Below are 22052 nucleotides of genomic sequence, written 5' to 3' on the forward strand. Positions count from 1 at the left end.
TTACGGAGGAAACAGCTCCCGGTGACCGACCCGCCCGAACGGTCCTCGCGACGCCTACGGTGGTGGCGTGATCTTCAAGGGCGTACGCAACGGCAAGCCGTATCCCGACCACGGGCTGTCGATGCGTGACTGGGCACAGATCCCGCCGAGACAGTTCCGCCTCGACCAGCTCACGACGGTCACCACCGCCCTCGCGCTGGACAAGTTGTTGTCGGAGGACAGCACGTTCTACGGCGACCTGTTCGCCCACGCCGTGCGGTGGCAGGGCGAGATGTACCTCGAGGACGGGCTGCACCGCGCGGTGCGCTCGGCGTTGCGCAACCGCCACGTCATCCACGCCCGGCTGCTCGATCTCGACGCCCTCAGGATGGACGCGGTGACCGAGACCGCACCACCCGCGCGCACCGCCGACGGCGAACCCGTGGACGCCACCGCGACCACGGCGCCCATCCTCGCGGCGCCGGCCGACACCGGGTCCGTCGACGCCCCCACCGACCCGGCTATGGATCCGTCAGCACCTGACGGACCACCCCGTCCGCGAGCAGACGCCCACGGTTGGACAGCACCACCCGATCGCCCCCGAGCCGATCGCTCACGAGCACGGTGAGTCCCGCCTCGACGGTCTCGAGGGCCCGCGCCCGCTCGGCGGCGTCGAGTTCGGACAGGGGCAATCCCGAGTCGCGACGGATCGCGAGCATCACGCGCTCGGTGTGCTTCTCGGTCTCGTCGAGCACCTCGACCGCGGCCACCGGCAGCCGACCGGCCGCCAGCGTCGACGCGTGGCGCCCCGGATGTCTCACCGTCGACCACCGCACCCCGCCGACGTGCGAGTGTGCGCCGGGACCGATGCCCCACCAGTCGGCGCTGTCCCAGTAGCCGATGTTGTGGCGACACCGCGCCTGCGGATCGCCGGCTTGCGCCCAGTTCGACACCTCGTACCACTCCATGCCGGCGGCGTGGAGTCGGGCGTCGATGGCCTCGTAGCGGTCGGCGAGCACGTCGTCGTCGGGTGCGGGCAGCTCGCCGCGCCGGACGCGTCGGGCCATCGCCGTGCCGTCCTCGACGATCAGGGCGTAGGCCGACACGTGATCGACCCCGGCGGCGAGCACCGCGTCGAGGGTCGCGTCGAGATCGGCGTCGGACTCCCCCGGCGTGCCGTAGATCACGTCGAGATTGACGTGGGCGAAGCCCGCCGCGGCCGCCTCGCGCGCTGCGTCGACCGCACGGCCCGGTGTGTGCACCCGATCCAACGTGGCCAGCACATGCGGTGCGGCCGACTGCATCCCGAGGGACACGCGGGTGAACCCGGCGGTGAGCAACCCGTCGAAGAACCGCGGCGACGTCGACTCGGGGTTGGACTCCGTGGTGATCTCCGCACCCGGGAGGAGGTCGAAGTGATCGCGGACGGCGTCGAGCACCGAGGCCAGTCCGGCCGCGCCCAGCAGGGAGGGTGTCCCGCCGCCGACGAACACCGTCGAGATCGGTCGGGTGGGGGTCATCGCGGCCGCGGCGAGTGCGAGCTCGGTGGCGATGGCGGCGTGCCAGGTGTCCGGCGACGAGTCCGATCCCAGTTCACCGGCGGTGTAGGTGTTGAAGTCGCAGTACCCGCACCGTGTCGCACAGAACGGGACGTGGATGTAGAGACCCAGCGGCGTCGCCGGATCGCAGGCGGGGACGACCAGGTCCTGCGCCCCCGACTCGCCTCTCGTCGCGCCCGTCTCGTCCCTCGTCATCACGGCCACGTCCCCATCATCCCTCTCCGGCGGGGAATGACCGGCATCACGCATGGCGTTGGCACAGAGGACACCGCTGTGCCGATCGGTCGAGCATCTCGAGTTGCGCTCACCGTGAATCCAAATAGTCCCAAGTAGACGCCGTGAGGAGGGCCGTGGCACTATGGCGACCGTGATCTTCCCCGGGGTGTGGCTGGCCGAACGGCGCCACATCGATCTCAAGCGCGTGTGCAGCGCTTTCTGTCTCCCCTGACGCGTCACGCCCGCAGTCTGTCCGCGATCTCACCCGATCGCTCCCTGCGCCGAGCCACGCGAAACGTCGATGGGTCCTCCGTGACCCGCCACCCCGTGGGTGCTCGCATGTCGAGCGGAGCACCGCGACCATTTCCAGGAGCCACTCGATGACCCCGACACCCCCCGCCACCGGACCCGACGCGCCCGCGCGGCGTGCCCGTCCCGTCAAACGTCGCGCCGAGGGCCAGTGGAAGCTCGGGTACCGCGAGCCGCTGAACGCCAACGAGCAGTCCAAGAAGGACGACAACCCGCTCAACGTCCGCGCCCGCATCGAGAACATCTACGCGCTGCGCGGGTTCGAGTCGATCGACAAGAGCGACCTGCGCGGGCGTTTCCGCTGGTGGGGTCTCTACACGCAACGTGCGCAGGGCTACGACGGCACGTGGACCGGCGACGAGAACCTCGACCTGCTCGAGGACAGCCATTTCATGATGCGGGTGCGCTGCGACAAGGGCGCCCTGTCCGCCGAGCAGCTGCGCACCATCGGTGAGATCTCCACCGAGTTCGCCCGCGACACCGCCGACCTCTCCGACCGCGAGAACGTCCAGTACCACTGGATCCGCATCGAGGACGTCCCCACCATCTGGAACCGCCTTGAGGCCGTCGGCCTGCAGACCACCGAGGCCTGCGGAGACTGCCCGCGTGTCGTCCTCGGGTCCCCGCTCGCCGGTGAGGCGATCGACGAGGTGCTCGACCCCACCGAGGCGATCGACGAGATCGTACGGCGCTACATCGGCGACCCCGCCTACTCGAACCTCCCCCGCAAGTTCAAGACCGCCATCTCGGGCCTGCAGGACGTCGCCCACGAGATCAACGACATCGCATTCATCGGGGTCGAGCACCCCGAGCACGGTCCTGGTCTCGACCTCTGGGTCGGTGGCGGACTGTCGACGAATCCGATGCTGGCCCAACGGGTCGGTGCCTGGATCCCGCTCGACGAGGTGCCCGACGTGTGGCAGGGCGTCGTCTCGCTGTTCCGCGACTACGGGTACCGGCGTCTGCGCGCCAAGGCACGCCTGAAGTTCCTCCTCAAGGACTGGGGCATGGAGAAGTTCCGCCAGGTCCTCGAGGACGAGTACCTCGGCCGGAAGCTGATCGACGGACCCGCTCCCGCGCCGCTGACCGCCCCGCGCGACCACGTCGGCGTGCAGCGACTCAAGAACGGGCTCAACGCCGTCGGGTTCGCGGCCATCGCCGGACGCGTCTCGGGCTCGACGCTGACCGCGGTCGCCGACGCCGCGGCCCGGATCGGTTCCGACCGTATCCGTTTCACCCCCTACCAGAAGCTCGTCGTCCTCGACGTCGCCGACGAGCACGTCGACGGGCTCATCGAGGAGCTGGCCGCCCATGGCCTCGACGGACGGCCGTCGCGCTGGCGCCGCAACCTCATCGCGTGCTCGGGCATCGAGTTCTGCAAGCTGTCGTTCACCGAGACCCGCAAGCGTTCCCAGAAACTCGTGCCGGAGCTCGAGGAGCGGCTCGCCGACATCGACGCCCAGCTCGATGTCCCCGTCACGATCAACATCAACGGCTGCCCCAACTCGTGCGCGCGCGCCCAGATCGCCGACATCGGCTTCAAGGGCATGTTGATCGAGGACGACAACGGCGACCACGTCGAGGGTTTCCAGGTCCACCTGGGCGGAAGTCTCGGCCAGGACGCGGGTTTCGGCCGCAAGGTCCGTCAGCACAAGGTCCCCACCGGTGAGCTCGGTGACTACGTCGACCGTGTGGTGCGCAATTTCGTCAAACACCGCTCGGAGGGGGAACGCTTCGCGGAGTGGACCCTTCGGGCCCAGGAGGAGGATCTGCGATGAGTACTGCCGTACGCATCGAGGCGCATCTGCGCGAACTCGCCGAGTCCGGCGCCCGTGACCTCGGGCCCGACGCGACCCCCGAGGAGCTGTTGCGCTGGACCGCCGAGACCTTCGGCACCGATTTCGTGGTCGCGTCGAACATGCAGGACGCCGCGCTGGTCGACCTCGCGGTCGACGCGATCGATCCCGCCTCGCTCGATCACGAGAAGCTCAAGGTGCTCTTCCTCGACACCGGCTACCACTTCGCCGAGACCCTCGGCACCCGTGACGCCGTCGAGCAGGTCTACGGCGTCGAGATCGTCAACGTCACCCCCGAGCAGACCGTCGCCGAGCAGGACGAGCTGTTGGGGCGCAACCTGTTCGCCTCCGATCCGGGAGAATGCTGCCGGTTGCGCAAGGTGGTCCCGCTGCAGCGTCAGCTGTCGAACTACAGCGCCTGGGTGACCGGTATCCGACGGGTGGAGTCACCCACCCGCGCGAACGCGCCGCTGATCTCGTTCGACGAGGGCTTCGGTCTGGTGAAGATCAACCCGATCGCGGCGTGGACCGACGAGCAGATGCAGGACTACATCGACCGGCGCGGCGTGCTGGTGAACCCCCTTGTCGACGAGGGGTACCCGTCGATCGGGTGCGCGCCGTGCACGGCGAAACCCGCGCCCGGTTCCGATCCCCGCAGCGGCCGCTGGGCCGGCCGCTCCAAGACCGAATGTGGGTTGCACGCCTCATGACCATCGAGCAGAGCACACCGACGACACCGTCGCTGGGCGGCACTCCGACGACACCGTCGCTCCACGACGGGGAGCAGTTCAGCACCCTCGACGCGCTGGAGTCCGAGGCGATCCACATCTTCCGTGAGGTCGCCGGCGAGTTCGAGCGTCCGGTGATCCTGTTCTCCGGCGGCAAGGACTCGACGGTCCTGCTGCACGTGGCGATCAAGGCGTTCTGGCCGGCCCCGGTCCCGTTCTCGCTGCTGCACGTCGACACCGGGCACAACCTTCCCGAGGTCCTCGCGTTCCGCGACGAGGTGGTCGCGCGCCACAACCTGCGCCTGCACGTGGCGAGCGTCGAGGACTACCTCGCCGACGGCCGCCTGACCGAGCGGGCCGACGGCGTCCGCAACCCCCTGCAGACCGTCCCCCTGCTCGACGCCATCAACGACCACCGTTTCGACGCGGTGTTCGGCGGCGGGCGTCGCGACGAGGAACGGTCGCGGGCCAAGGAGCGGATCTTCTCGCTGCGCAACGCCTTCGGGCAGTGGGACCCCAAGCGCCAGCGACCGGAGCTGTGGAACCTCTACAACGGCAAGCACGCCCCCGGCGAGCACGTCCGCGTGTTCCCGCTGTCGAACTGGACCGAACTCGACGTGTGGCGCTACATCGCCCGCGAGCAGGTGCTGCTCCCCGGCATCTACTACGCGCACGAGCGTGACGTCTTCGAGCGTGACGGCATGTGGATGACCCCCGGGCCGTGGGGCGGGCCCCGCGACGGCGAAGAGCTGCAACGACTCTCGGTGCGCTACCGCACCGTCGGCGACGGCTCCACGACCGGCGCGGTACTCTCCGACGCCGCCGACAACGACGCCGTCCTCGCCGAGGTCGCGGCCTCCCGGCTCACCGAGCGCGGCGCCACCCGTGGCGACGACCGCGTCTCCGAGGCGGCCATGGAAGACCGAAAGCGTGAGGGCTACTTCTGATGACCACCACCGCCTCCCCCGCCGACACCACCGGCGGGCACGTCGAGAACTCCGATCTGCTGCGCATCGCGACCGCGGGCAGCGTCGACGACGGCAAGTCGACACTCGTCGGCCGCCTGCTGTTCGACACCAAATCGGTTCTGGCCGATCAGATCGACGCGGTCACACGCGCCTCGGTGGACAAGGGACTCGACACCCCTGACCTGTCGCTGCTGGTCGATGGCCTCCGCGCCGAACGCGAGCAGGGCATCACCATCGACGTGGCCTACCGCTACTTCGCCACGCCGCGACGGTCGTTCGTGCTGGCCGACACCCCCGGTCACGTGCAGTACACCCGCAACACCGTGTCGGGCGCGTCGACCGCACAGCTGGTGATCCTGCTGGTCGACGCGCGCACCGGGGTCGTCGCCCAGACGCGACGCCACGCCGCCGTCATGGCACTGCTCGGGGTTCCCCGACTGGTGTTGGCGGTCAACAAGATCGACCTCGTCGACGACGCGGCCACGGTGTTCGCCGAGATCAGCGCCGAGTTCGCCCGACTCACCGGCACCCTCGGATGGGACGAGGCGGACGTGCAGGCCATCCCGGTCTCGGCCCTGCGGGGCGACAACGTCGCCCACCGGTCGGCGCTGACCGACTTCTACAGCGGCCCGACCCTCATCGAGCACCTCGAGTCGGTACCGAACGTGGCCGACCGTGCGCCGGTGGGCTTCCGGTTCCCCGTGCAGTACGTCATCCGTCCCCGCACCGCCGAGTACCTCGACTACCGGGGATACGCGGGTCAGGTCGCCGCCGGTCGCGTGGCCGTCGGCGACGAGGTCGTGGTGCTGCCGTCGGGCATCCGCACCACGGTGTCGGGAATCGACACCGCCGACGGATCGCTCGAGTCGGCCCACACCGGTCGCAGCATCACGGTGCTGCTCGCCGACGACATCGACATCTCGCGCGGTGACATCATCGCCGCGGTCGCCGATGCGCCCGAACCGATCTCGTCGTTCACCGCGACGGTGTGCTGGCTCGGTGACAAGCCGCTGGCGCCGGGCGCTCGTCTGCTGCTCAAGCACGGGACACTGTCGACGCCGGCGATCGTCGGGTCCCTCGACGCGCTGTTCGACGAGCAGGATCTGTCGGTGCACGACAGCCCGGAACGCCTCGAGCTCAACCAGATCGGGCGGATCACCGTGCAGACGGCCGCTCCGGTCGCGGCCGACGACTATCTCGTCAACCGCGAGACCGGCAGCTTCCTGCTGATCGATCCGCAGGGCGGCAACACCCTCGCCGCCGGTCTCGTGGGCGACGCACTGGCACCGCTGCACCTGTCCGCCCTGGCGTGACCGACGCGCTCGTCCTCGCCGCGCACGGCAGTCGAGACCCCCGTTTCGCCGTCACCGCGCGCGAGGTCACCGACGCCGTCGGCGCGGCGCTGCCCGGGACCGACGTCCACCTGGGGTTCCTCGATCTCGACGAGCCGTCGGTGGCCGAGGTGCTCGCGGAGGTGGCCGGGCCGCACGTGGTAGTCGTCCCGTTGTTGTTCTCGGCCGCGTTCCACACAACCGTCGATCTGCCCGTCGCGCTCGATGCCGAGCGCGGTCGGCGTCCGGAGGTGAGGTTCACCCAGGCACCGCCGCTGGGGTCCGACCCGCGACTTCTCACCGCGCTCGCCGACCGACTGCACGCGGCGGGTCTGGCCCCTGACGACGGTGTCGTGCTGTGCGCCGTGGGGAGCCGCGATCGCGATGCCGACGCCCAGTTCTACGCGGTCGCGGCAGATCTGGCCGAGCGTGTCGCATGCCGCGGTGTCGAACCACTGTTCGCCACGCGTCTGGGTCCCGAGGCCCGGTACCTGCGCGAAGCCGTCGATCGCCTCGAGGCGACGGGTGCCCGCCGGATCGTGGTGGGCCCGTACTTCCTGTCTGCGGGAACACTCACCGATCGGGTCGAGAAGGCCCTGGCCGACCTGACGGTCGGTGTCGCGATCGCCGAACCGATCGGCGCGCATCCGGGACTGATCGACACCATCTGCGACCGCTACCGCGCCGCGGCCACCGGGAATCCTGGGCAAAGCCTCAGCTGATTCCGGTCGGAACACTCGGGCTGCGCTCAGGTTCGGCGCGGACGGTGGTGTCATGCACGAGAACCCCAACGACCACCAGAACCCGCACGACCACAGTCCCGCCCACGCCGACGGCGACCCGTACCGGTCGAACCCGGCCTACGCGGCACCCCCGGTATACGGGAGTTTCCCGACATACGGTGCGCCGCAGCCCGACCCGGGGGCGACCGCGCCCTTCGGGACCACGCCGGCGGCCACCGCCGCCACCCCGCCGGCACCCACACCCCGGCATCGCTCCGGCACGCCGGTTCTCGTCGCCGTCCTCGCGGCCGGATTGATCGGCGGCGGTCTCGGCGCCGGCGGAGTCGCACTGCTCGACCACCGCGACTCCACCCCGGCCGCCCTGACCTCGGTCCCGTCGTCGCCGCGCACGGTGGACGCCAGCCCCGGCTCGGTCACCTACGCGGCCAAGGTCGCCTCGAAATCCACCGCCGACATCGCCGTCTCCGGGGCCCAGGGCACCGCGGTCGGCAGCGGGATCATCCTCACCGCAGACGGATACACGCTCACCAACAACCACGTGGTGTCCGGCGTCGGCGACGGCGGCCGGATCCAGGTCACCCTCCCCGACGGCAGCACCCACGCCGCAACCGTCACCGGTGTCGCACCGTCCTACGACCTCGCCGTCATCAAGGTCTCCGGCGTCAGCAACCTCACCCCGGCCACCCTCGGACAGTCGAACGGACTGCAGGTCGGCCAGCAGGTCGTCGCCGTGGGCAGCCCCGAGAACCTGTCCAACACCGTCACCTCCGGCATCATCAGCGCCCTGAGCCGCACCGTGACCGCCGGCGACGAATCCGGTTCACAGGTCGCGGTCTACAACGGTCTGCAGACCGACACACCGATCAACCCGGGCAATTCCGGTGGGCCACTGGTCAATCTGCAGGGTCAGGTGGTCGGCGTGAACTCCGCCGTCGACACCGGGCAGGCCTCCAGCGGCGGGGTGCAGGCCTTCGGCCTGGGGTTCTCGATCCCCGTCGACACCGCCAAGCGTGTCGCCGAACAGCTCATGCAGGACGGCACGGCCACCAAACCCGTTCTGGGCGTCTCCGGTTCCCTGTCGCAGGCCACCAACGCCTCGCAGACGAGCGTCAACGGAGCCCGCGTGGGATCGGTGTCGGCCGACGGTGCCGCCGCCCGCGCCGGCCTGCGCGCCGGCGACGTCATCACCGCCATCGACGGCAGCCCGATCAGCAACTACGCCGACCTGATGGCGCAGGTCCTGCGCCATCAGCCCGGTCAGCAGATCCCGATCACCGTCACCGACACGAGCGGGAAGTCGGAGAAACTGACCGTGACGCTGGGCAGCGCCAAGGACGACGCCACCACGACGGTGTCGACGCAGTCGGCCCCGTCGCAGCAGGGTTCACCCGACCAGGGTTCGCCCCAGCAGGATTCGCCGTTCGGGGGACTGGATCCGTTCGGGCAGTGACGCGGTGCGCCCGCTCAGCCGGCGATCGTCGGGACGCGTGTGGCGCGGACGTAGACCTCGTCTCCGTCCGACAGCGACAGCGCCTCGGCGTCGCCTCGGGTGATCTGGGCGTGGAAGTCGTCGCCGGTGGCGGCGTTGACGAGCTCCACCCGCACCTCGAAGCCCAGGTGCACGACGCGCGCCACGGTGGCCTTGAGGACGCCGGTCGCAGCGGCGGCCGAATCTGCGCCCGCCAGGGCCAGATCGGGTGAGCGCCCCACGCGGATGTCGTGGGGCCGCACCAGAGAACCGTTGAGCCGGGCGACCGAACCCAGGAAGCCCATGACGAACTCGTTGGCCGGGCGGTCGTAGAGGTCGTCGGGGCTCCCTACCTGCTCGATCCGACCGCGGTTGAGGACCGCGATGCGGTCGGCCACGTCGAGCGCCTCCTGCTGGTCGTGGGTGACCAGCACCGTCGTCACGTGGACGTCGTCGTGCAATCGTCGCAGCCACTTGCGCAGATCCTCACGGACCTTCGCGTCGAGCGCGCCGAACGGCTCGTCGAGGAGCAGCACCTGCGGGTCCACGGCCAGCGCCCGCGCCAGCGCCATGCGCTGACGCTGACCGCCGGAGAGCTGTGCGGGATACCGGGTCTGGAACCCGGCCAGGCCCACCACCTCGAGCAGTTCGTCGACCTTGCGGGTCACCTCGGCCTTCGGCCGCTTGCGGATCTTCAGACCGAACGCGACGTTCTCGCGGACCGTCATGTGCTTGAACGCCGCGTAGTGCTGGAACACGAACCCGATGTCGCGGTTCTGCGGCGAGACCCGGGTGACGTCCTCGCCGTTGATGCTCACCACACCCGAGTCGAGGGAGTCCAGGCCCGCGATGGACCGCAGCAGGGTGGACTTGCCCGAACCCGACGGGCCGAGCAGCGCGGTCAGCGACCCCGCCGGGATGTCCAGCGACACGTCGTCGAGGGCGGCGAAATCGCCATAGCGCTTGTTCGCGCGGGAGACCGAGATCGTCATCGTGCGTACTCCTTGTCGGCGGTGGTCGTGTCCGGCACCTGTTCGGCGGCGGGGTCGATCGTGGGAACGGGGTCGTCGGTGCTGCCGCGCCGGGCACCCTTGGCCAGTCGGCCGGCGAGTCCGCGGCGTTCGATGAGCGTCATCGCCACCAGCACCAGCAATGCGATGAGCATGAGCAGGGTCGCCGCGGCGTAGGCGCCGTACTCGTTGTAGTCGTCGGTGTAGCGCGAGGAGACCAGCAGCGTCAGGGTCTGGGAGATCCCCGGGAACCCCGACGACACGATGATCACCGCGCCGTACTCGCCGAGGCTGCGGGCGACGGTGAGGACGACCCCGTAGGTGAGTCCCCACCGGATGGCGGGCAGGGTGATCCGGCGGAAGGTCTGCCACCCGTTGGCACCGAGGGTGGCCGCGGCCTCCTCCTGCTCGGTCCCGATCTCACGGAGCACCGGCTCCACCTCGCGCACCACGAACGGGAGCGTCACGAAGATGGTGGCGAGCACCATGCCGGGCAGGCCGAAGATCACGCGGAAGCCGAGACTCTCGACACCGCCGAACCAGCCGCCGTAACCCCACAGGAGCACCAGCGAGACACCCACGACGACGGGCGAGACGGCGAACGGCAGGTCGATGATCGCCTGCACGATGCCGCGGCCGCGAAAACGACCGCGCACCAACGCGATCGCGGTGGCGATGCCGAACACGACGTTGAGCGGCACCACGATCACGACGATCAGCACACTCAGCTGCAGCGCCGATATGGCCGCCGGCGTGGTGATCCAGTCCCAGAATTGGCCGAGGCCGTGTTCGAAGGATCGCCAGAAGATCAGCGCGACAGGGACCACCAGGAGGACGAACAGGTAGATCAGCGCGAGGGCGCGCAGACCGTAGCGCGAGGTGGGTGACAGTTTCATCGGTCGGCCCCCTCACGCTTGGCCGAGCGACGACCGACGATCCGCAGCACGAAGAGCACCACGAACGCGATCAGCAGGAGCACCACCGACACCGCCGAGGCGTCGACCGGTGCGTCGACCTCGAGTTGCTGCTGGATGTACTGCGAGGCGACCTGGGTGTCGCCGGGGATGTTGCCGCCGATGAGGACGACCGACCCGAACTCGCCGATGGCGCGGGTGAAGGCCAGACCGGCGCCGGTGAGGATAGCCGGGGCCAGCGACGGCACCACGATCTTCGTCCAGATGGTCCAGTTCGAGGCGCCGAGCGACGCGGCGGCCTCCTCGACCTCGCGGTCGACCTCGATGAGGACCGGCTGCACCTGGCGCACCACGAAGGGCAGGGTCACGAACGCCAGCGCGATCACCAGGGCGGGTTGGGTGGCGTTGAGCTGGATGTCGATGGGGCTGTTGGGTCCGTAGAGCGACAGCAGCACCAGGCTCGCGACGATGGTGGGCAACGCGAACGGCAGGTCGATCAGCGCGTTCACGATCCCCTTGCCGGGGAACTCGTCACGGACGAGCACCCAGGCGATCACCGTGCCCATCACGACGTTGATCAGAGCGACCACGATCGACACCAGCACGGTCACCCGGATCGATGCGACCGCGTTGTCGGCGGTGACCGCCGTCCAGAAGCCACTCCATCCGTCGTCGAACGACTTCGTCGTGATCGCCGCGAGCGGCAGCAGCACGATGACGGTGAGCCAGAGCCCGGCGACGCCGATACCCAGGGGGCCGGCGCCGGTGATGCGTCGGCCGCCGGCGAGTGTCGGCGCGGGCGGGGTGTCGGGCGGTTCGACCTGCACCGTGGTCATGCCTTGCCTCCTGCGTCGTAGATCTTGCTGATGGCGCCCTTGGTGCCGAACAACTCCGCGTCGACGGCCTTCCACCCGGTCAGGTCTTTCCCCGCTTTTCCGGTGTCACTGTTCTCGGCGGCGGTGCCCTTCCCGAGCACCTTGCCCAGGGCGGAGATGGTCCACAGCTTGTCGATGGTGCCGGGGAACAGCGAGCGGGTCGCGGCGATCACCGACGGGGTGACCGGTCGGAAGCCCTGCTGGGCCCAGATGCGTTGTCCCTCATCGGTGAACAGGAACTCGACGAACTTCTCGGCCGACGCCTTGTCGTCGCTGGTGTTCACCACCGCGACCGGGTTCTCGATCTTGAACGTCTGCGGCGGGATCACGTAGTCGACGCGTTGGGACGCCGGGGCCGTGCCGTTCTTGCGCTGCAGCATGATCGCCTCGTTCTCGTAGCTGATGAGGACATCGCCCTGCCCCTGCTCGAACGTGGTGGTGGCCTCGCGGCCCGACTTCGGGTTGACGCGGATGTGGTCGCGGACGAGGTCGCTCACGTAGGCCAGGCCGGCCTTCTCGTCGACGCCGCCGTTGCTCTTGGCCGCGAACGGCGCCAACAGGTTCCACTTGGCCGAACCGGAGCTTCCCGGATTCGGGGTGATGACCTCCACGCCGGGCTTGAGCAGGTCGTCCCAGTCGCGGATGTTCTTGGGGTTGCCCTGGCGGACCACGAGCGCCACCACCGACCCGAACGGGGTGCTGTTGTTGGGGTGCTGGGTCTTCCAGTCCTCGTCGACCACGCCTGCCTTCACCAGTCGCGTGATGTCGGGCTCGACGGAGAAGTTGACGACGTCGGCGGGCACCCGTCGGGCGACCTTGCGCGACTGGTCACCCGACGCACCGTAGGACTGGGAGAACCCGATGTCGGACCCGGCGTCGGTGTCGCGGAACGCGGGGATGATCTTGTCGAAACCGGGTTTCGGGGTCGCGTAGGCGATGAGGTTCACGTGGTGGGAGCCGCTGGAGATGTCACGGCCGCCGGGGGTGTCGGTGGAGCCACCACCGCAGGCGGTCAGCGTCGCCACGAGGCCGACGGCCACGAGGCAGGCACCATAGGCGCGTCGGTGAGCACGCCATCGGTGGCGGCGCGGGGGACGGAGTTCGGGCACGGACACACCCTTCACGAGTGGGACGGGATTCGGCGGGGCCGGATGTCGGCGGGAGGCGGCCGCGTTCGAGAGGCGACGGGCGCCGAGGGCAGCATGCGCGGGGCGCGGGGAGGACCGGGTGTCAGCGACAGTGAATGTCTGCGACACAGCGGTATTCCACTGCGAAGAGGGCCATCCGGAGGTGTGTCCGGTAGCGCGGCGATGCGATCACAGCCGGAAGATTATCAGCAGAGCAGTACGGTGCCCCGCGCTGCGAAGGCGGCGACGGGCGAGCTTCTGAGCAGGACTAACGGGTGGCGAGCCAGGCGACGAGCACCAGCACGAGGAGTGCGATCAGCGCAAGGGTGACGCGGGAACGCGGCACCTCAGGGCTCTGTCCGGGTGGTGCGCGAGGGCGCGAACCGGTCGACGAGATGCAGCACGCCGTTGACCAGTGCGTTGAGCACGATGGCGGCGAGGATCGCCAGCGGGATGAGCACCGCCAGGCTGACCAGCAGTTGCGGCACGAACGACAAACCGGTCAACCACGCCTCGACGCCGTCCCACCACGTCCGGATCCCGTTCACCGCCACAGCGTAGCGCGAACGATTTAACTCACCGTGGTTCTAAAGCGGACGGCACCCACACCCGGCCGACCCGACGAGGTCACGCGACCCGACGCCTTGCTGTGGCGCACGGCGTGTCCCCTCACCCATGATGGACCGATGACAACCCCTGCCCACGAGGGCGCGGCCACTGCAGTCCCCGGTGCCACCGACTCGGGCCGTCCCGTACCCGGCACCCCGGGCCTCGCCCACGCCTCCGACATCAGCGGCTTCACGCCGGCGACGGCGACGCACAACGCGTTCCCGCCGATCGACGACTACGCGTTCCTCTCCGACTGCGAGACGAACTGCCTGATCGCCCGTAACGGCGCGGTCGAGTGGATGTGCGTCCCCCGACCGGACTCCCCGAGCATCTTCGGTGCGATCCTCGACCGCTCGGCCGGGCACTTCAAGGTCGCGCCCTACGGCGTCAACGTGCCGGTCGATCGCCGCTACCTGCCCGGCAGCCTGATGGTCGAGACCACATGGCAGACCGACACCGGGTGGATGATCGTGCGCGACGCACTGGTCATGGGCCCCTGGCACGACAACGACACCCGCTCGCGCACGCATCGGCGCACACCGACCGACTGGGATGCCGAGCACATCCTGCTGCGCACGGTGCGGTGTGTCAGCGGCACGGTCGAGGTGGCGGTCAGCTGCGAACCGGCCTTCGACTACCACCGCGGCACCACCACGTGGGAGTACTCCGGCCCGGCCTACGGCGAGGCGATCGCCACCGCGTCCGACACCACCCACCCGTCGCCGACGTTGAAGCTGACCACGAACTTCAAGCTCGGACTCGAGGGCCGCGAGGCCCGGGCCCGGTCGCGACTGAACGAGGGCGACAACCGGTTCATCGCGCTGAGCTGGTCGTCGCAGCCCGCGCCGCAGAACTGGGAGGAGGCGGCACAGAAGATGTGGGCGACCTCGGAGTCGTGGCGCCAGTGGATCAACATCGGCTCGTTCCCCGACCATCCGTGGCGGGGGCACCTGCAGCGCAGTGCGTTGACGCTCAAGGGACTGACCTACTCCCCCACCGGCGCACTGCTCGCCGCGGCCACCACGTCACTGCCGGAAACGCCCGGTGGCGAACGGAATTGGGATTACCGCTACGCCTGGGTACGCGATTCGACCTTCGCCCTGTGGGGGCTCTACACCCTCGGACTCGACCGTGAGGCCGACGACTTCTTCTCCTTCATCGCCGACGTGTCCGGAGCGACCAACGGCGAACACCATCCCCTGCAGGTGATGTACGGCGTCGGGGGCGAGCGCACCCTCGACGAGGAGGAGCTGCACCACCTCTCGGGGTACGACGGCGCCCGGCCGGTCCGCATCGGCAACGGCGCGTACAACCAGTCGCAGCACGACATCTGGGGCACCATGCTCGATTCGGTGTATCTCAACATGAAGTCGAACGAGACGATCTCGGAGACCCTGTGGCCGGTCCTCAAGGCGCAGGTCGAGGAGGCGGTGAAGCACTGGCGCAAACCCGATCGCGGTATCTGGGAGGTGCGCGGCGAACCGCAGCACTTCACCTCGTCGAAGGTGATGTGCTGGATCGCGCTGGACCGCGGGGCACGGCTGGCCACCATGCACGGCGAGAAGTCGTACGCGCAGACGTGGGCTCAGATCGCCGACGAGATCAAGGCCGACATCCTCGAACACGGCGTCAACGACAAGGGCGTGTTCACCCAGCGCTACGGCAGCGACGCCCTCGACGCGTCACTGCTGCTGGTGCCGCTGCTGCGCTTCATGCCGTCCGACGACGAGAGGGTCCGCAACACGGTCCTCGCGATCGCCGACGAACTCACCGAGAACGGCCTGGTGCTGCGCTATCGCGTCGAGGAGACCGACGACGGGCTCTCCGGCGAGGAGGGCACGTTCACCATCTGCTCGTTCTGGCTGGTGTCGGCACTGGTGGAGATCGGTGAGCTGACCCGGGCCAAGCACCTGTGCGAGCGGTTGCTGAGCTACTCGAGTCCGTTGAAGCTCTACGCCGAGGAGATCGACTCCAACACCGGACGCCACCTCGGCAACTTCCCACAGGCCTTCACGCACCTGGCGCTGATCAACGCGGTCATGCACGTCATCCGCGCCGAGGAGGCCGGCTCGCACGGGACGTTCGTGCCCGCGAACGCCTGATACCCGCCTCGAGCGCGACCCCATCAGTCCAGACGCCACGGCTCGTAGGCGCGGGGGTCGCCGATCGGCTCGAGGTGGATCGCGACGTGCAGGTGCTCGAGGGCGTCGACGAGGTCGTTCTCCACCCGTTCGACGAGGTCGTGGCCGCGTTGCACGCTCCACTCACCGGGAACGAGCATGTGCAGCTGCAGGAATCGCTCGTGGCCGGCCTCACGGGTGCGGACATCGTGGAAGTCGATCTCGTCGCTGCGGTGGCCGTCGAGGACGGCGTCGAGCTTCGCGCGTTCGTCGTCGGGGAGCGCGGTGTCCATCAGTCCGAGCCCGGACTGCCAGACCAGTCGCCCTCCGACGACGAGGATGTTCACCGCGACCGCGATCGCGATGAGCGGGTCGAGTGGGAGCCAGCCGGTGAGCGCGACCAGCAGGACACCGATGACGACACCCGCGGTGGTCCACACATCGGTGAGCAGGTGCTTGCCGTCGGCCTCCAGCGAGAGCGAACGATGGCGTCGTCCGATGCGGATGAGGTACAGGCCCACCACGCCGTTGATGACGGTCGCGACCACCGAGATCACCAGACCCAGTCCGACGGAATCGAGTTCGGCCGGCGACAGGAGTCGGTCGACCGCGGCGACGATGATGATCCCGGCCGCGACCACGATCATCACGCCCTCGAACACCGCGGAGAAGTACTCGGCCTTGGTGTGGCCGAAGTTGTGGTCGTCGTCGGCCGGTTTGACAGCGACCTTCAGGGCCACGAACGCCGCGATGGCCGCGACGACGTTGACCAGCGACTCGGCGGCGTCGGAGAGCAGGCCCACCGAACCCGACACCTGCCAGGCGATCACCTTGAGGGTGATGACGACGAGCGACGCCGCGAGACTGAGCAGGGCGAATCGCGACAGGTCGGCGCGGGCTTCGGAGGTCACCCGACCATTCTGTGCCCGGCCCGATCCGTGCGCGCCACCGCATCGCCGTTCGGTGTGTCAGACGCTCACGAGCCCCTTGCGGGCGAGCAGCGGGGCGATCTCGGCCGGACGGCCCAGCAGCGCCCGGTGTGAGGCGATGGGGTCGACGCTGTCCCCGCGCGAGAGCGTCGCCTCGGCGAACCGACGACCGTTGGCGCGCGTCAGACCACCGTGCGCGAGGAACCACTGTTCGGTCTCGGCGTCGAGCACCTCCGACCAGATGTAGGAGTAGTACCCGGCCGCGTAACCCCCGCCGAAGATGTGGTTGAAGTAGGCACTGCGGTAGCGCGGCGGTATCAGTTCGCTCGCGACACCGGCGCGGCTCAGCGCGTTGGCCTCGAACGCCTCGACGCCCACCTCCAGTGCGCCGGCTGCGATCTCGGCGTGGGTCACCCGGTGCCACGCGAGGTCGAGGGCGGCGGCTGCGAGGTACTCGATGGTGCTGTGTGCGGATTCGACCGAGGTCGCGGCGCGCGCGGCCTCGGCGAGTTCGGCGGGGATCGGTTCGCCGGTCTCGTGATGCCGTGCGTAGTTGGCGAGGACATCGGGGTGCAGCGACCACATCTCGTTGACCTGTGACGGGAACTCGACGAAGTCGCGCGGCACCGAGGTACCCGACTGCGCCGGGAAACGCACCGCCGACAGCAGCCCGTGCAGGGCGTGACCGAACTCGTGGAACAGCGTGGTGAGCTGATCGAAGCTGAGCAGGCACCGTTCGTTCGCCTGCGGACGGGTGAAGTTGCAGACGTTGACCACGATCGGCTGCTCGCCGAGAAGCGTGGACTGGTCGACGATGTTGTTCATCCACGCGCCGCCGCGCTTACTGGATCGGGCGAAGTAGTCGCCGAGGTAGAGACCGATCGACACGCCCTCGGCGTCGAAGACCTCCCACGTGCGCACGTCGGGGTGGTAGGTCGGCAGATCGTCGCGTTCGACGAACTGCAGGCCGTAGAGCGATCGCGCGGCGAAGAAGACGCCGTCGGTGAGCACACGGTCGAGATCGCAGTAGTCGGCGAAATCGTCGAGCGAGACCGCCGCACCGCGTCGTTGCTCGACACCGAGCCAGAAGGTGATGTCGGACGGTTCGATGTGCTCGCCGGCCAACTCGCGCAACCGCGTCAGCTCACGCCCGCCGGCGCGCATGGCCGACGAGATCAGTTCGCCCAGCATCGTCTCGACCGCCTCGGCGTCGGGCGCGGTCTGCTCGGCGATCACGAACTCGGCGTGATCGCGATAGCCGAGAAGCGCTGCTCGGCGGGCCCGCAGGGTGACGATCTCGATGATGGTCGCGCGGGTGTCGTGGTCGTTGCCGCGCAGCCCACGGGAGATCGAGGCCTCGAACACCCGAGCACGCGTCGCGGGATCGGTCAGGGAGGCCACGGCGGACTGACTGCTCGGCAACTCCAGCGCCAGCAGGTGACCGCTGTCATGACCGGCGGCGCGCGCGGCGTCGGCGGCCGCGGCGATCGACGACGCCGACAGGCCGTCGAGTTCGGCGGCGGTCTCGACGAGGACCGCGGCGTCGTTGCTCTCGTCGAGCACGGCCTGGGTGAACGTGGTCGTCAGCACCGACAGCCGCGAGGAGATCTCCCGCATCTGCTGCTGCTCGTCGGGGTCGAGTCCGGCACCGGCGCGGATGGCCTCACGGTATCGCTTGTCCAGCAGTCGGATCGACGGCTCGTCGAGACCGAGATCGGCGCGACGGGCGTGCAGCGAGGCGATGCGGGCGAACAGCTTCGGGTGCAGCGCGATGGTGTTCTGGTGATCGGTCAGCAGCGGCGCGAGTTCCTGCGCGATCGCGTTGCGCTGCGGGTTGGTGTCGGGGCCGACGAGGTTGAAGAACGTGCCGGCCGCGCGTCCGAGGAGTCGACCGGACCGTTCGAGGGCCTCCACGGTGTTGGCGAACGTCGGGTCCTGGGTGTCGGTCGCGATGGCCTCGATCTCGACGAGGTGTTCGGCCATCGCGGTGGTGAACGCGGGCAGGAAGTCGTCGTCGGAGATCGACCCGAAATCGGGCAGCCCGTGGACGTGTCGGCTGGGCGCGAGGACCGGGTTCGTTGCCATGACCTCGAGCCTAGTGCGCGGCCCCACCGGTGCACCGGTGGCGAGTCACTTGCCTTTCGGCTTGTCCCCGCCCGCCTCCGACGACAGCGCCGCCACGAAGGCCTCCTGCGGGACCTCGACACGACCGATGGTCTTCATCCGCTTCTTGCCCTCCTTCTGCTTCTCGAGGAGTTTGCGCTTACGGCTGATGTCACCGCCGTAGCACTTGGCCAGGACGTCCTTGCGGATCGCCCGGATGTTCTCGCGCGCAATGATCTTCGACCCCACCGCGGCCTGGATCGGTACCTCGAACTGCTGGCGCGGGATGAGCTCCTTGAGTTTCAGGGTCATCTTGTTGCCGTAGGCGAAGGCGCCGTCCTTGTGCACGATCGCGCTGAACGCGTCGACGGCCTCACCCTGCAGCAGGATGTCGACCTTCACCAGCGCCGACTCCTGCTCGCCCGCCTCCTCGTAGTCGAGGCTCGCGTAGCCGCGTGTCCGTGACTTGAGGGCGTCGAAGAAGTCGAAGATGATCTCGGCCATCGGCATCGTGTACCGCAGTTCGACGCGCGTCTCCGACAGGTAGTCCATGCCGCCGAGTTCGCCGCGGCGGGACTGACAGAGCTCCATGATGGTGCCGACGAACTCGCTCGGGGCGATCACGGTCGTCTTCACGATGGGCTCGAAGATGGCCTTGGCCTTGCCATCCGGCCAGTCCGACGGGTTGGTCACCACCATCTCGGTGCCGTCCTCGCCGACGAGTCGGTAGATGACGTTGGGTGCGGTGGAGATCAGATCGAGGTTGAACTCCCGCTCGAGGCGTTCGCGGGTGATCTCCATGTGCAGCAGCCCCAGGAACCCACAGCGGAACCCGAAACCGAGTGCCACCGACGTCTCCGGCTCCCACGTCAGCGCAGCATCGTTGAGCTGGAGCTTCTCCAGGGCATCGCGCAGGTCCGGGTAGTCCGACCCGTCGACCGGGTACAGGCCCGAATAGACCATCGGGCGCGGCTCGCGATAGCCCGTCAGCGCCTCGGTCGCACCGTTGCGCGCGGTGGTGACGGTGTCGCCGACCTTGGACTGCCGCACGTCCTTCACACCGGTGATTAGGTAGCCGACCTCGCCGACGCCGAGACCCTTGGTGGGTTTCGGTTCCGGGGAGACGATGCCCACCTCGAGACATTCGTGCACGCTGCCGGTCGACATCATCTCGATCTTCGCCTTCGGCTCGAGCCGCCCGTCGACGACGCGCACGTAGGTGACCACGCCGCGGTAGGTGTCGTAGACCGAGTCGAAGATCATCGCCCGCGCGGGGGCCGCGTCGTCGCCGACCGGCGCCGGGATCAGCCGGACGACCTCGTCGAGCAGTTCACGGACACCCACACCGGTCTTGCCCGACACGCGCAGGATGTCGTCGGGGTCACAGCCCACGATGTGGGCGATCTCCGCGGCGTACCGGTCGGGGTCGGCGGCGGGCAGATCGATCTTGTTCAGGACCGGGATGATCGTGAGGTCCTTGTCCATGGCGAGGTAGAGGTTCGCCAGCGTCTGCGCCTCGATGCCCTGCGCGGCGTCGACGAGCAACACCGCACCCTCGCACGCCTCTAGCGCGCGCGACACCTCGTAGGTGAAGTCGACGTGTCCGGGGGTGTCGATGAGGTGCATCACGTACTCGGTGGTCACACCGTTGTCGGTGACCTCCCACGGCAGCCGCACGTTCTGGGCCTTGATGGTGATGCCGCGCTCACGCTCGATGTCCATCCGGTCGAGGTACTGCGCGCGCATGGCCCGCTCCTCCACCACACCGGTGAGCTGCAGCATCCGGTCGGCCAGGGTCGATTTGCCGTGGTCGATGTGGGCGATGATGCAGAAGTTCCGGATCCGGGCGGGGTCGGTGAAGGTCGTGTCGGCGAAGCTGGGAATCGAACTCACTCCTCGTGGGGCGATGACGCGTACCTGCAAGTTTCGCACGTCCGCGCCGAGTGCCCTTCCTCGCGAGTCGTCGCACCCGCCGCGGGACTAGCGTGAAGCCGTGGCCGACCGCGTCCCCGCAGGATCCCCGGGTGCTCTCCCCGCCCCGGTGGATCTGCGTGCCGACGGTGTCGTCGGTGTGCTGCACCGTCCGATCGGCACCCCGATCGCAACGGCCGTGATCGCCCACGGGGCGGGCAGCGACCACGACGCGCTGGTGCTGCGACTGCTCGCGGCCGAGCTCGCCGATCGCGGACTCCTCGTCGCCCGTATCGACCTGCCCTACCGTCAGAAACGGCCCAAGGGCCCGCCGAGTCCGTCGGGAGCGGCCGCCGATCGGGCCGGGATCGCCGCGGCCGCGCAGGTGATGCGTGGCCTGGGCGTCGACGCCGGCTGCACCGGCCCACTGATCGTGGGCGGGCACTCCTACGGCGGACGGCAGGCGTCGATGGCCGTCGCCGAGGATCCGTCGGTGGCCGATGCGCTGCTGCTCACGTCGTACCCGCTGCACCCTCCGGGCAAGCCCGAACGCGCACGGACCGACCACCTCCCATCGATCAGCTGCCCGACCGTGGTCGTGCACGGACCGTCGGACCCGTTCGCCACCACCGACGAGATCACGGCGGCGCTCGACCTGATCCCCGGCGCGACCACTCTGGTGGAGATCCCCGGCACCGGTCACGATCTGCGTCCCGACCGCAAGCCGACGGCGGCGATGACGGCCGACGCCGTGCTGGCCCACCTGCTCCACACGGTGACTGACTAGATTCGTCGTATGGCTCCCTGGACCACCACCGCCCTGCGCCTCGCCCGTCAGTACGGCCCGCGTCTGTACCGCGAACTGCAGAAGTCGGGTGCGATCGACAAGGGCCGAGAGGCGATCACGGCACGGTTGAACGGTGGCGCGAACACCGGTGCCGGTCGGCCGATCACCGACACCGACCGCCCCACCGCCGACCGGGCGCGCCGGATCGAGTACTCCCCCGCGCTCGACGGCGCGGCCGACCCCGGCGAGATCGTGTGGACCTGGGTGGCGTTCGAGGAGGACGCGTCACAGGGCAAGGACCGCCCGGTGCTGGTGGTCGGCCGCGACGGGGAGCACCTGCTGGGGCTGATGCTGTCGAGTCAGGGCCACCGCGCCGGCGACGCCAACTGGATGGAGATCGGCACCGGCGGCTGGGACGGCGGCCACAAGACCAGTTACCTGCGTCTCGACCGTGTCCTCGACGTCCCCGAGCAGGGCATCCGTCGCGAGGGTGCCGTCCTCGACCGTGAACGCTTCGACCGTGTCGCCGCCGCCCTGCGCACCACCTACGGCTGGTCCTGACCCGACCCC

19 protein-coding genes are annotated in these 22052 nt (G+C 69.1%); 10 read left to right on the forward strand and 9 right to left on the reverse strand.

From position 1 onward, the window contains the following. Window positions 1-67: 67 nt before the first annotated feature. On the forward strand, window positions 68-607 hold the full coding sequence (locus OG579_RS05070; RefSeq protein ID WP_328858312.1) for a type II toxin-antitoxin system VapB family antitoxin: 540 nt from the start codon (window positions 68-70) through the stop codon (window positions 605-607). Here the strand turns inward: OG579_RS05070 and hemW are convergent. Beyond that, window positions 501-1733 carry a radical SAM family heme chaperone HemW gene (hemW, locus tag OG579_RS05075; RefSeq protein WP_328858313.1) on the reverse strand — a complete coding sequence of 411 codons (1233 nt, stop codon included), beginning with the start codon at window positions 1731-1733 and terminating at the stop codon, window positions 501-503. The two genes, OG579_RS05070 and hemW, sit on opposite strands and share 107 nt — an antisense overlap. Window positions 1734-2134: 401 nt before the next feature. On the opposite strand from hemW, the gene OG579_RS05080 reads away from it, so the two are divergent. From OG579_RS05080 to OG579_RS05105, 6 genes are read left to right on the forward strand one after another with little or no spacing between them, the layout of a single operon-like run. Continuing rightward, entirely contained in the window at window positions 2135-3841 is a 1707-nt protein-coding gene (locus tag OG579_RS05080) for a nitrite/sulfite reductase (RefSeq protein ID WP_328858314.1), read from the forward strand. Next, window positions 3838-4569: a phosphoadenylyl-sulfate reductase gene (locus tag OG579_RS05085; protein WP_045823177.1), complete on the forward strand. Its 732-nt coding sequence runs from the start codon at window positions 3838-3840 to the stop codon at window positions 4567-4569. Before OG579_RS05080 ends, OG579_RS05085 begins: the two co-directional genes overlap by 4 nt. Then, window positions 4566-5534 (forward strand): sulfate adenylyltransferase subunit CysD, encoded by a 969-nt coding sequence (gene cysD, locus OG579_RS05090; RefSeq protein ID WP_045823178.1) that lies wholly within the window; start codon window positions 4566-4568, stop codon window positions 5532-5534. The genes OG579_RS05085 and cysD overlap by 4 nt, the downstream gene beginning before the upstream one ends. Beyond that, the gene (locus OG579_RS05095; protein ID WP_328858315.1) at window positions 5534-6868 is read left to right on the forward strand and encodes a sulfate adenylyltransferase subunit 1; all 1335 of its coding nucleotides are present in this window, start codon (window positions 5534-5536) and stop codon (window positions 6866-6868) included. Before cysD ends, OG579_RS05095 begins: the two co-directional genes overlap by 1 nt. After that, a complete protein-coding gene (locus OG579_RS05100) occupies window positions 6865-7608 on the forward strand; it encodes a sirohydrochlorin chelatase (RefSeq protein ID WP_328858316.1) in 744 nt (247 codons plus the stop codon). The genes OG579_RS05095 and OG579_RS05100 overlap by 4 nt, the downstream gene beginning before the upstream one ends. Before the next feature lie 52 nt (window positions 7609-7660). After that, window positions 7661-9079: a S1C family serine protease gene (locus tag OG579_RS05105; RefSeq protein WP_328858317.1), complete on the forward strand. Its 1419-nt coding sequence runs from the start codon at window positions 7661-7663 to the stop codon at window positions 9077-9079. A 14-nt stretch (window positions 9080-9093) separates the two neighbouring features. Here OG579_RS05105 and OG579_RS05110 read toward each other — a convergent pair whose 3' ends face one another. From OG579_RS05110 to OG579_RS05130, 5 genes are all read right to left on the reverse strand, one after another. Beyond that, the gene (locus OG579_RS05110; RefSeq protein ID WP_045823181.1) at window positions 9094-10089 is read right to left on the reverse strand and encodes a sulfate/molybdate ABC transporter ATP-binding protein; all 996 of its coding nucleotides are present in this window, start codon (window positions 10087-10089) and stop codon (window positions 9094-9096) included. Beyond that, window positions 10086-11003 carry a sulfate ABC transporter permease subunit CysW gene (gene cysW / locus OG579_RS05115; protein WP_328858318.1) on the reverse strand — a complete coding sequence of 306 codons (918 nt, stop codon included), beginning with the start codon at window positions 11001-11003 and terminating at the stop codon, window positions 10086-10088. The genes OG579_RS05110 and cysW overlap by 4 nt, the downstream gene beginning before the upstream one ends. Further along, on the reverse strand, window positions 11000-11857 hold the full coding sequence (gene cysT, locus OG579_RS05120) for a sulfate ABC transporter permease subunit CysT (protein WP_045823183.1): 858 nt from the start codon (window positions 11855-11857) through the stop codon (window positions 11000-11002). The genes cysW and cysT overlap by 4 nt, the downstream gene beginning before the upstream one ends. Beyond that, on the reverse strand, window positions 11854-12936 hold the full coding sequence (locus OG579_RS05125) for a sulfate ABC transporter substrate-binding protein (RefSeq protein WP_328858319.1): 1083 nt from the start codon (window positions 12934-12936) through the stop codon (window positions 11854-11856). The genes cysT and OG579_RS05125 overlap by 4 nt, the downstream gene beginning before the upstream one ends. 434 nt (window positions 12937-13370) lie before the next feature. Then, window positions 13371-13571 (reverse strand): hypothetical protein, encoded by a 201-nt coding sequence (locus OG579_RS05130; RefSeq protein ID WP_328858320.1) that lies wholly within the window; start codon window positions 13569-13571, stop codon window positions 13371-13373. A gap of 33 nt (window positions 13572-13604) precedes the next feature. On the opposite strand from OG579_RS05130, the gene OG579_RS05135 reads away from it, so the two are divergent. Next, on the forward strand, window positions 13605-15734 hold the full coding sequence (locus OG579_RS05135; RefSeq protein WP_408068750.1) for a glycoside hydrolase family 15 protein: 2130 nt from the start codon (window positions 13605-13607) through the stop codon (window positions 15732-15734). A gap of 23 nt (window positions 15735-15757) precedes the next feature. Here the strand turns inward: OG579_RS05135 and OG579_RS05140 are convergent, their stop codons facing one another. From OG579_RS05140 to lepA, 3 genes are read right to left on the reverse strand one after another with little or no spacing between them, the layout of a single operon-like run. Then, window positions 15758-16663 (reverse strand): cation diffusion facilitator family transporter, encoded by a 906-nt coding sequence (locus tag OG579_RS05140; RefSeq protein ID WP_328858321.1) that lies wholly within the window; start codon window positions 16661-16663, stop codon window positions 15758-15760. Between the two features lie 57 nt (window positions 16664-16720). Then, the gene (locus OG579_RS05145) at window positions 16721-18766 is read right to left on the reverse strand and encodes a M3 family metallopeptidase (RefSeq protein WP_328858322.1); all 2046 of its coding nucleotides are present in this window, start codon (window positions 18764-18766) and stop codon (window positions 16721-16723) included. A 45-nt stretch (window positions 18767-18811) separates the two neighbouring features. Next, on the reverse strand, window positions 18812-20677 hold the full coding sequence (gene lepA / locus OG579_RS05150; RefSeq protein WP_235456763.1) for a translation elongation factor 4: 1866 nt from the start codon (window positions 20675-20677) through the stop codon (window positions 18812-18814). Window positions 20678-20825: 148 nt separating this feature from the next. On the opposite strand from lepA, the gene OG579_RS05155 reads away from it, so the two are divergent. Together OG579_RS05155 and OG579_RS05160 are read left to right on the forward strand one after the other, a co-directional pair. Further along, complete coding sequence (locus tag OG579_RS05155) at window positions 20826-21482, forward strand: alpha/beta hydrolase family protein (protein ID WP_328859162.1); 657 nt, start codon at window positions 20826-20828, stop codon at window positions 21480-21482. A 9-nt stretch (window positions 21483-21491) separates the two neighbouring features. Further along, the gene (locus OG579_RS05160; protein ID WP_328858323.1) at window positions 21492-22043 is read left to right on the forward strand and encodes a type II toxin-antitoxin system PemK/MazF family toxin; all 552 of its coding nucleotides are present in this window, start codon (window positions 21492-21494) and stop codon (window positions 22041-22043) included. Window positions 22044-22052 lie beyond the last annotated feature (9 nt).

This window comes from Williamsia herbipolensis, assembly GCF_036153515.1.
Classification (GTDB): Bacteria; Actinomycetota; Actinomycetes; order Mycobacteriales; family Mycobacteriaceae; genus Williamsia_A; species Williamsia_A herbipolensis.

What these genes read in the sequence shown, in the direction of transcription:
- hemW (WP_328858313.1), bottom strand. Translation starts at nt 1,733, where the DNA reads ATGACGAGGGACGAGACGGGCGCGACGAGAGGCGAGTCGGGGGCGCAG.
- OG579_RS05080 (WP_328858314.1), top strand. Translation starts at nt 2,135, where the DNA reads ATGACCCCGACACCCCCCGCCACCGGACCCGACGCGCCCGCGCGGCGT.
- OG579_RS05085 (WP_045823177.1), top strand. Translation starts at nt 3,838, where the DNA reads ATGAGTACTGCCGTACGCATCGAGGCGCATCTGCGCGAACTCGCCGAG.
- cysD (WP_045823178.1), top strand. Translation starts at nt 4,566, where the DNA reads ATGACCATCGAGCAGAGCACACCGACGACACCGTCGCTGGGCGGCACT.
- OG579_RS05095 (WP_328858315.1), top strand. Translation starts at nt 5,534, where the DNA reads ATGACCACCACCGCCTCCCCCGCCGACACCACCGGCGGGCACGTCGAG.
- OG579_RS05105 (WP_328858317.1), top strand. Translation starts at nt 7,661, where the DNA reads ATGCACGAGAACCCCAACGACCACCAGAACCCGCACGACCACAGTCCC.
- OG579_RS05110 (WP_045823181.1), bottom strand. Translation starts at nt 10,089, where the DNA reads ATGACGATCTCGGTCTCCCGCGCGAACAAGCGCTATGGCGATTTCGCC.
- cysW (WP_328858318.1), bottom strand. Translation starts at nt 11,003, where the DNA reads ATGAAACTGTCACCCACCTCGCGCTACGGTCTGCGCGCCCTCGCGCTG.
- cysT (WP_045823183.1), bottom strand. Translation starts at nt 11,857, where the DNA reads ATGACCACGGTGCAGGTCGAACCGCCCGACACCCCGCCCGCGCCGACA.
- OG579_RS05145 (WP_328858322.1), bottom strand. Translation starts at nt 18,766, where the DNA reads ATGGCAACGAACCCGGTCCTCGCGCCCAGCCGACACGTCCACGGGCTG.
- OG579_RS05160 (WP_328858323.1), top strand. Translation starts at nt 21,492, where the DNA reads ATGGCTCCCTGGACCACCACCGCCCTGCGCCTCGCCCGTCAGTACGGC.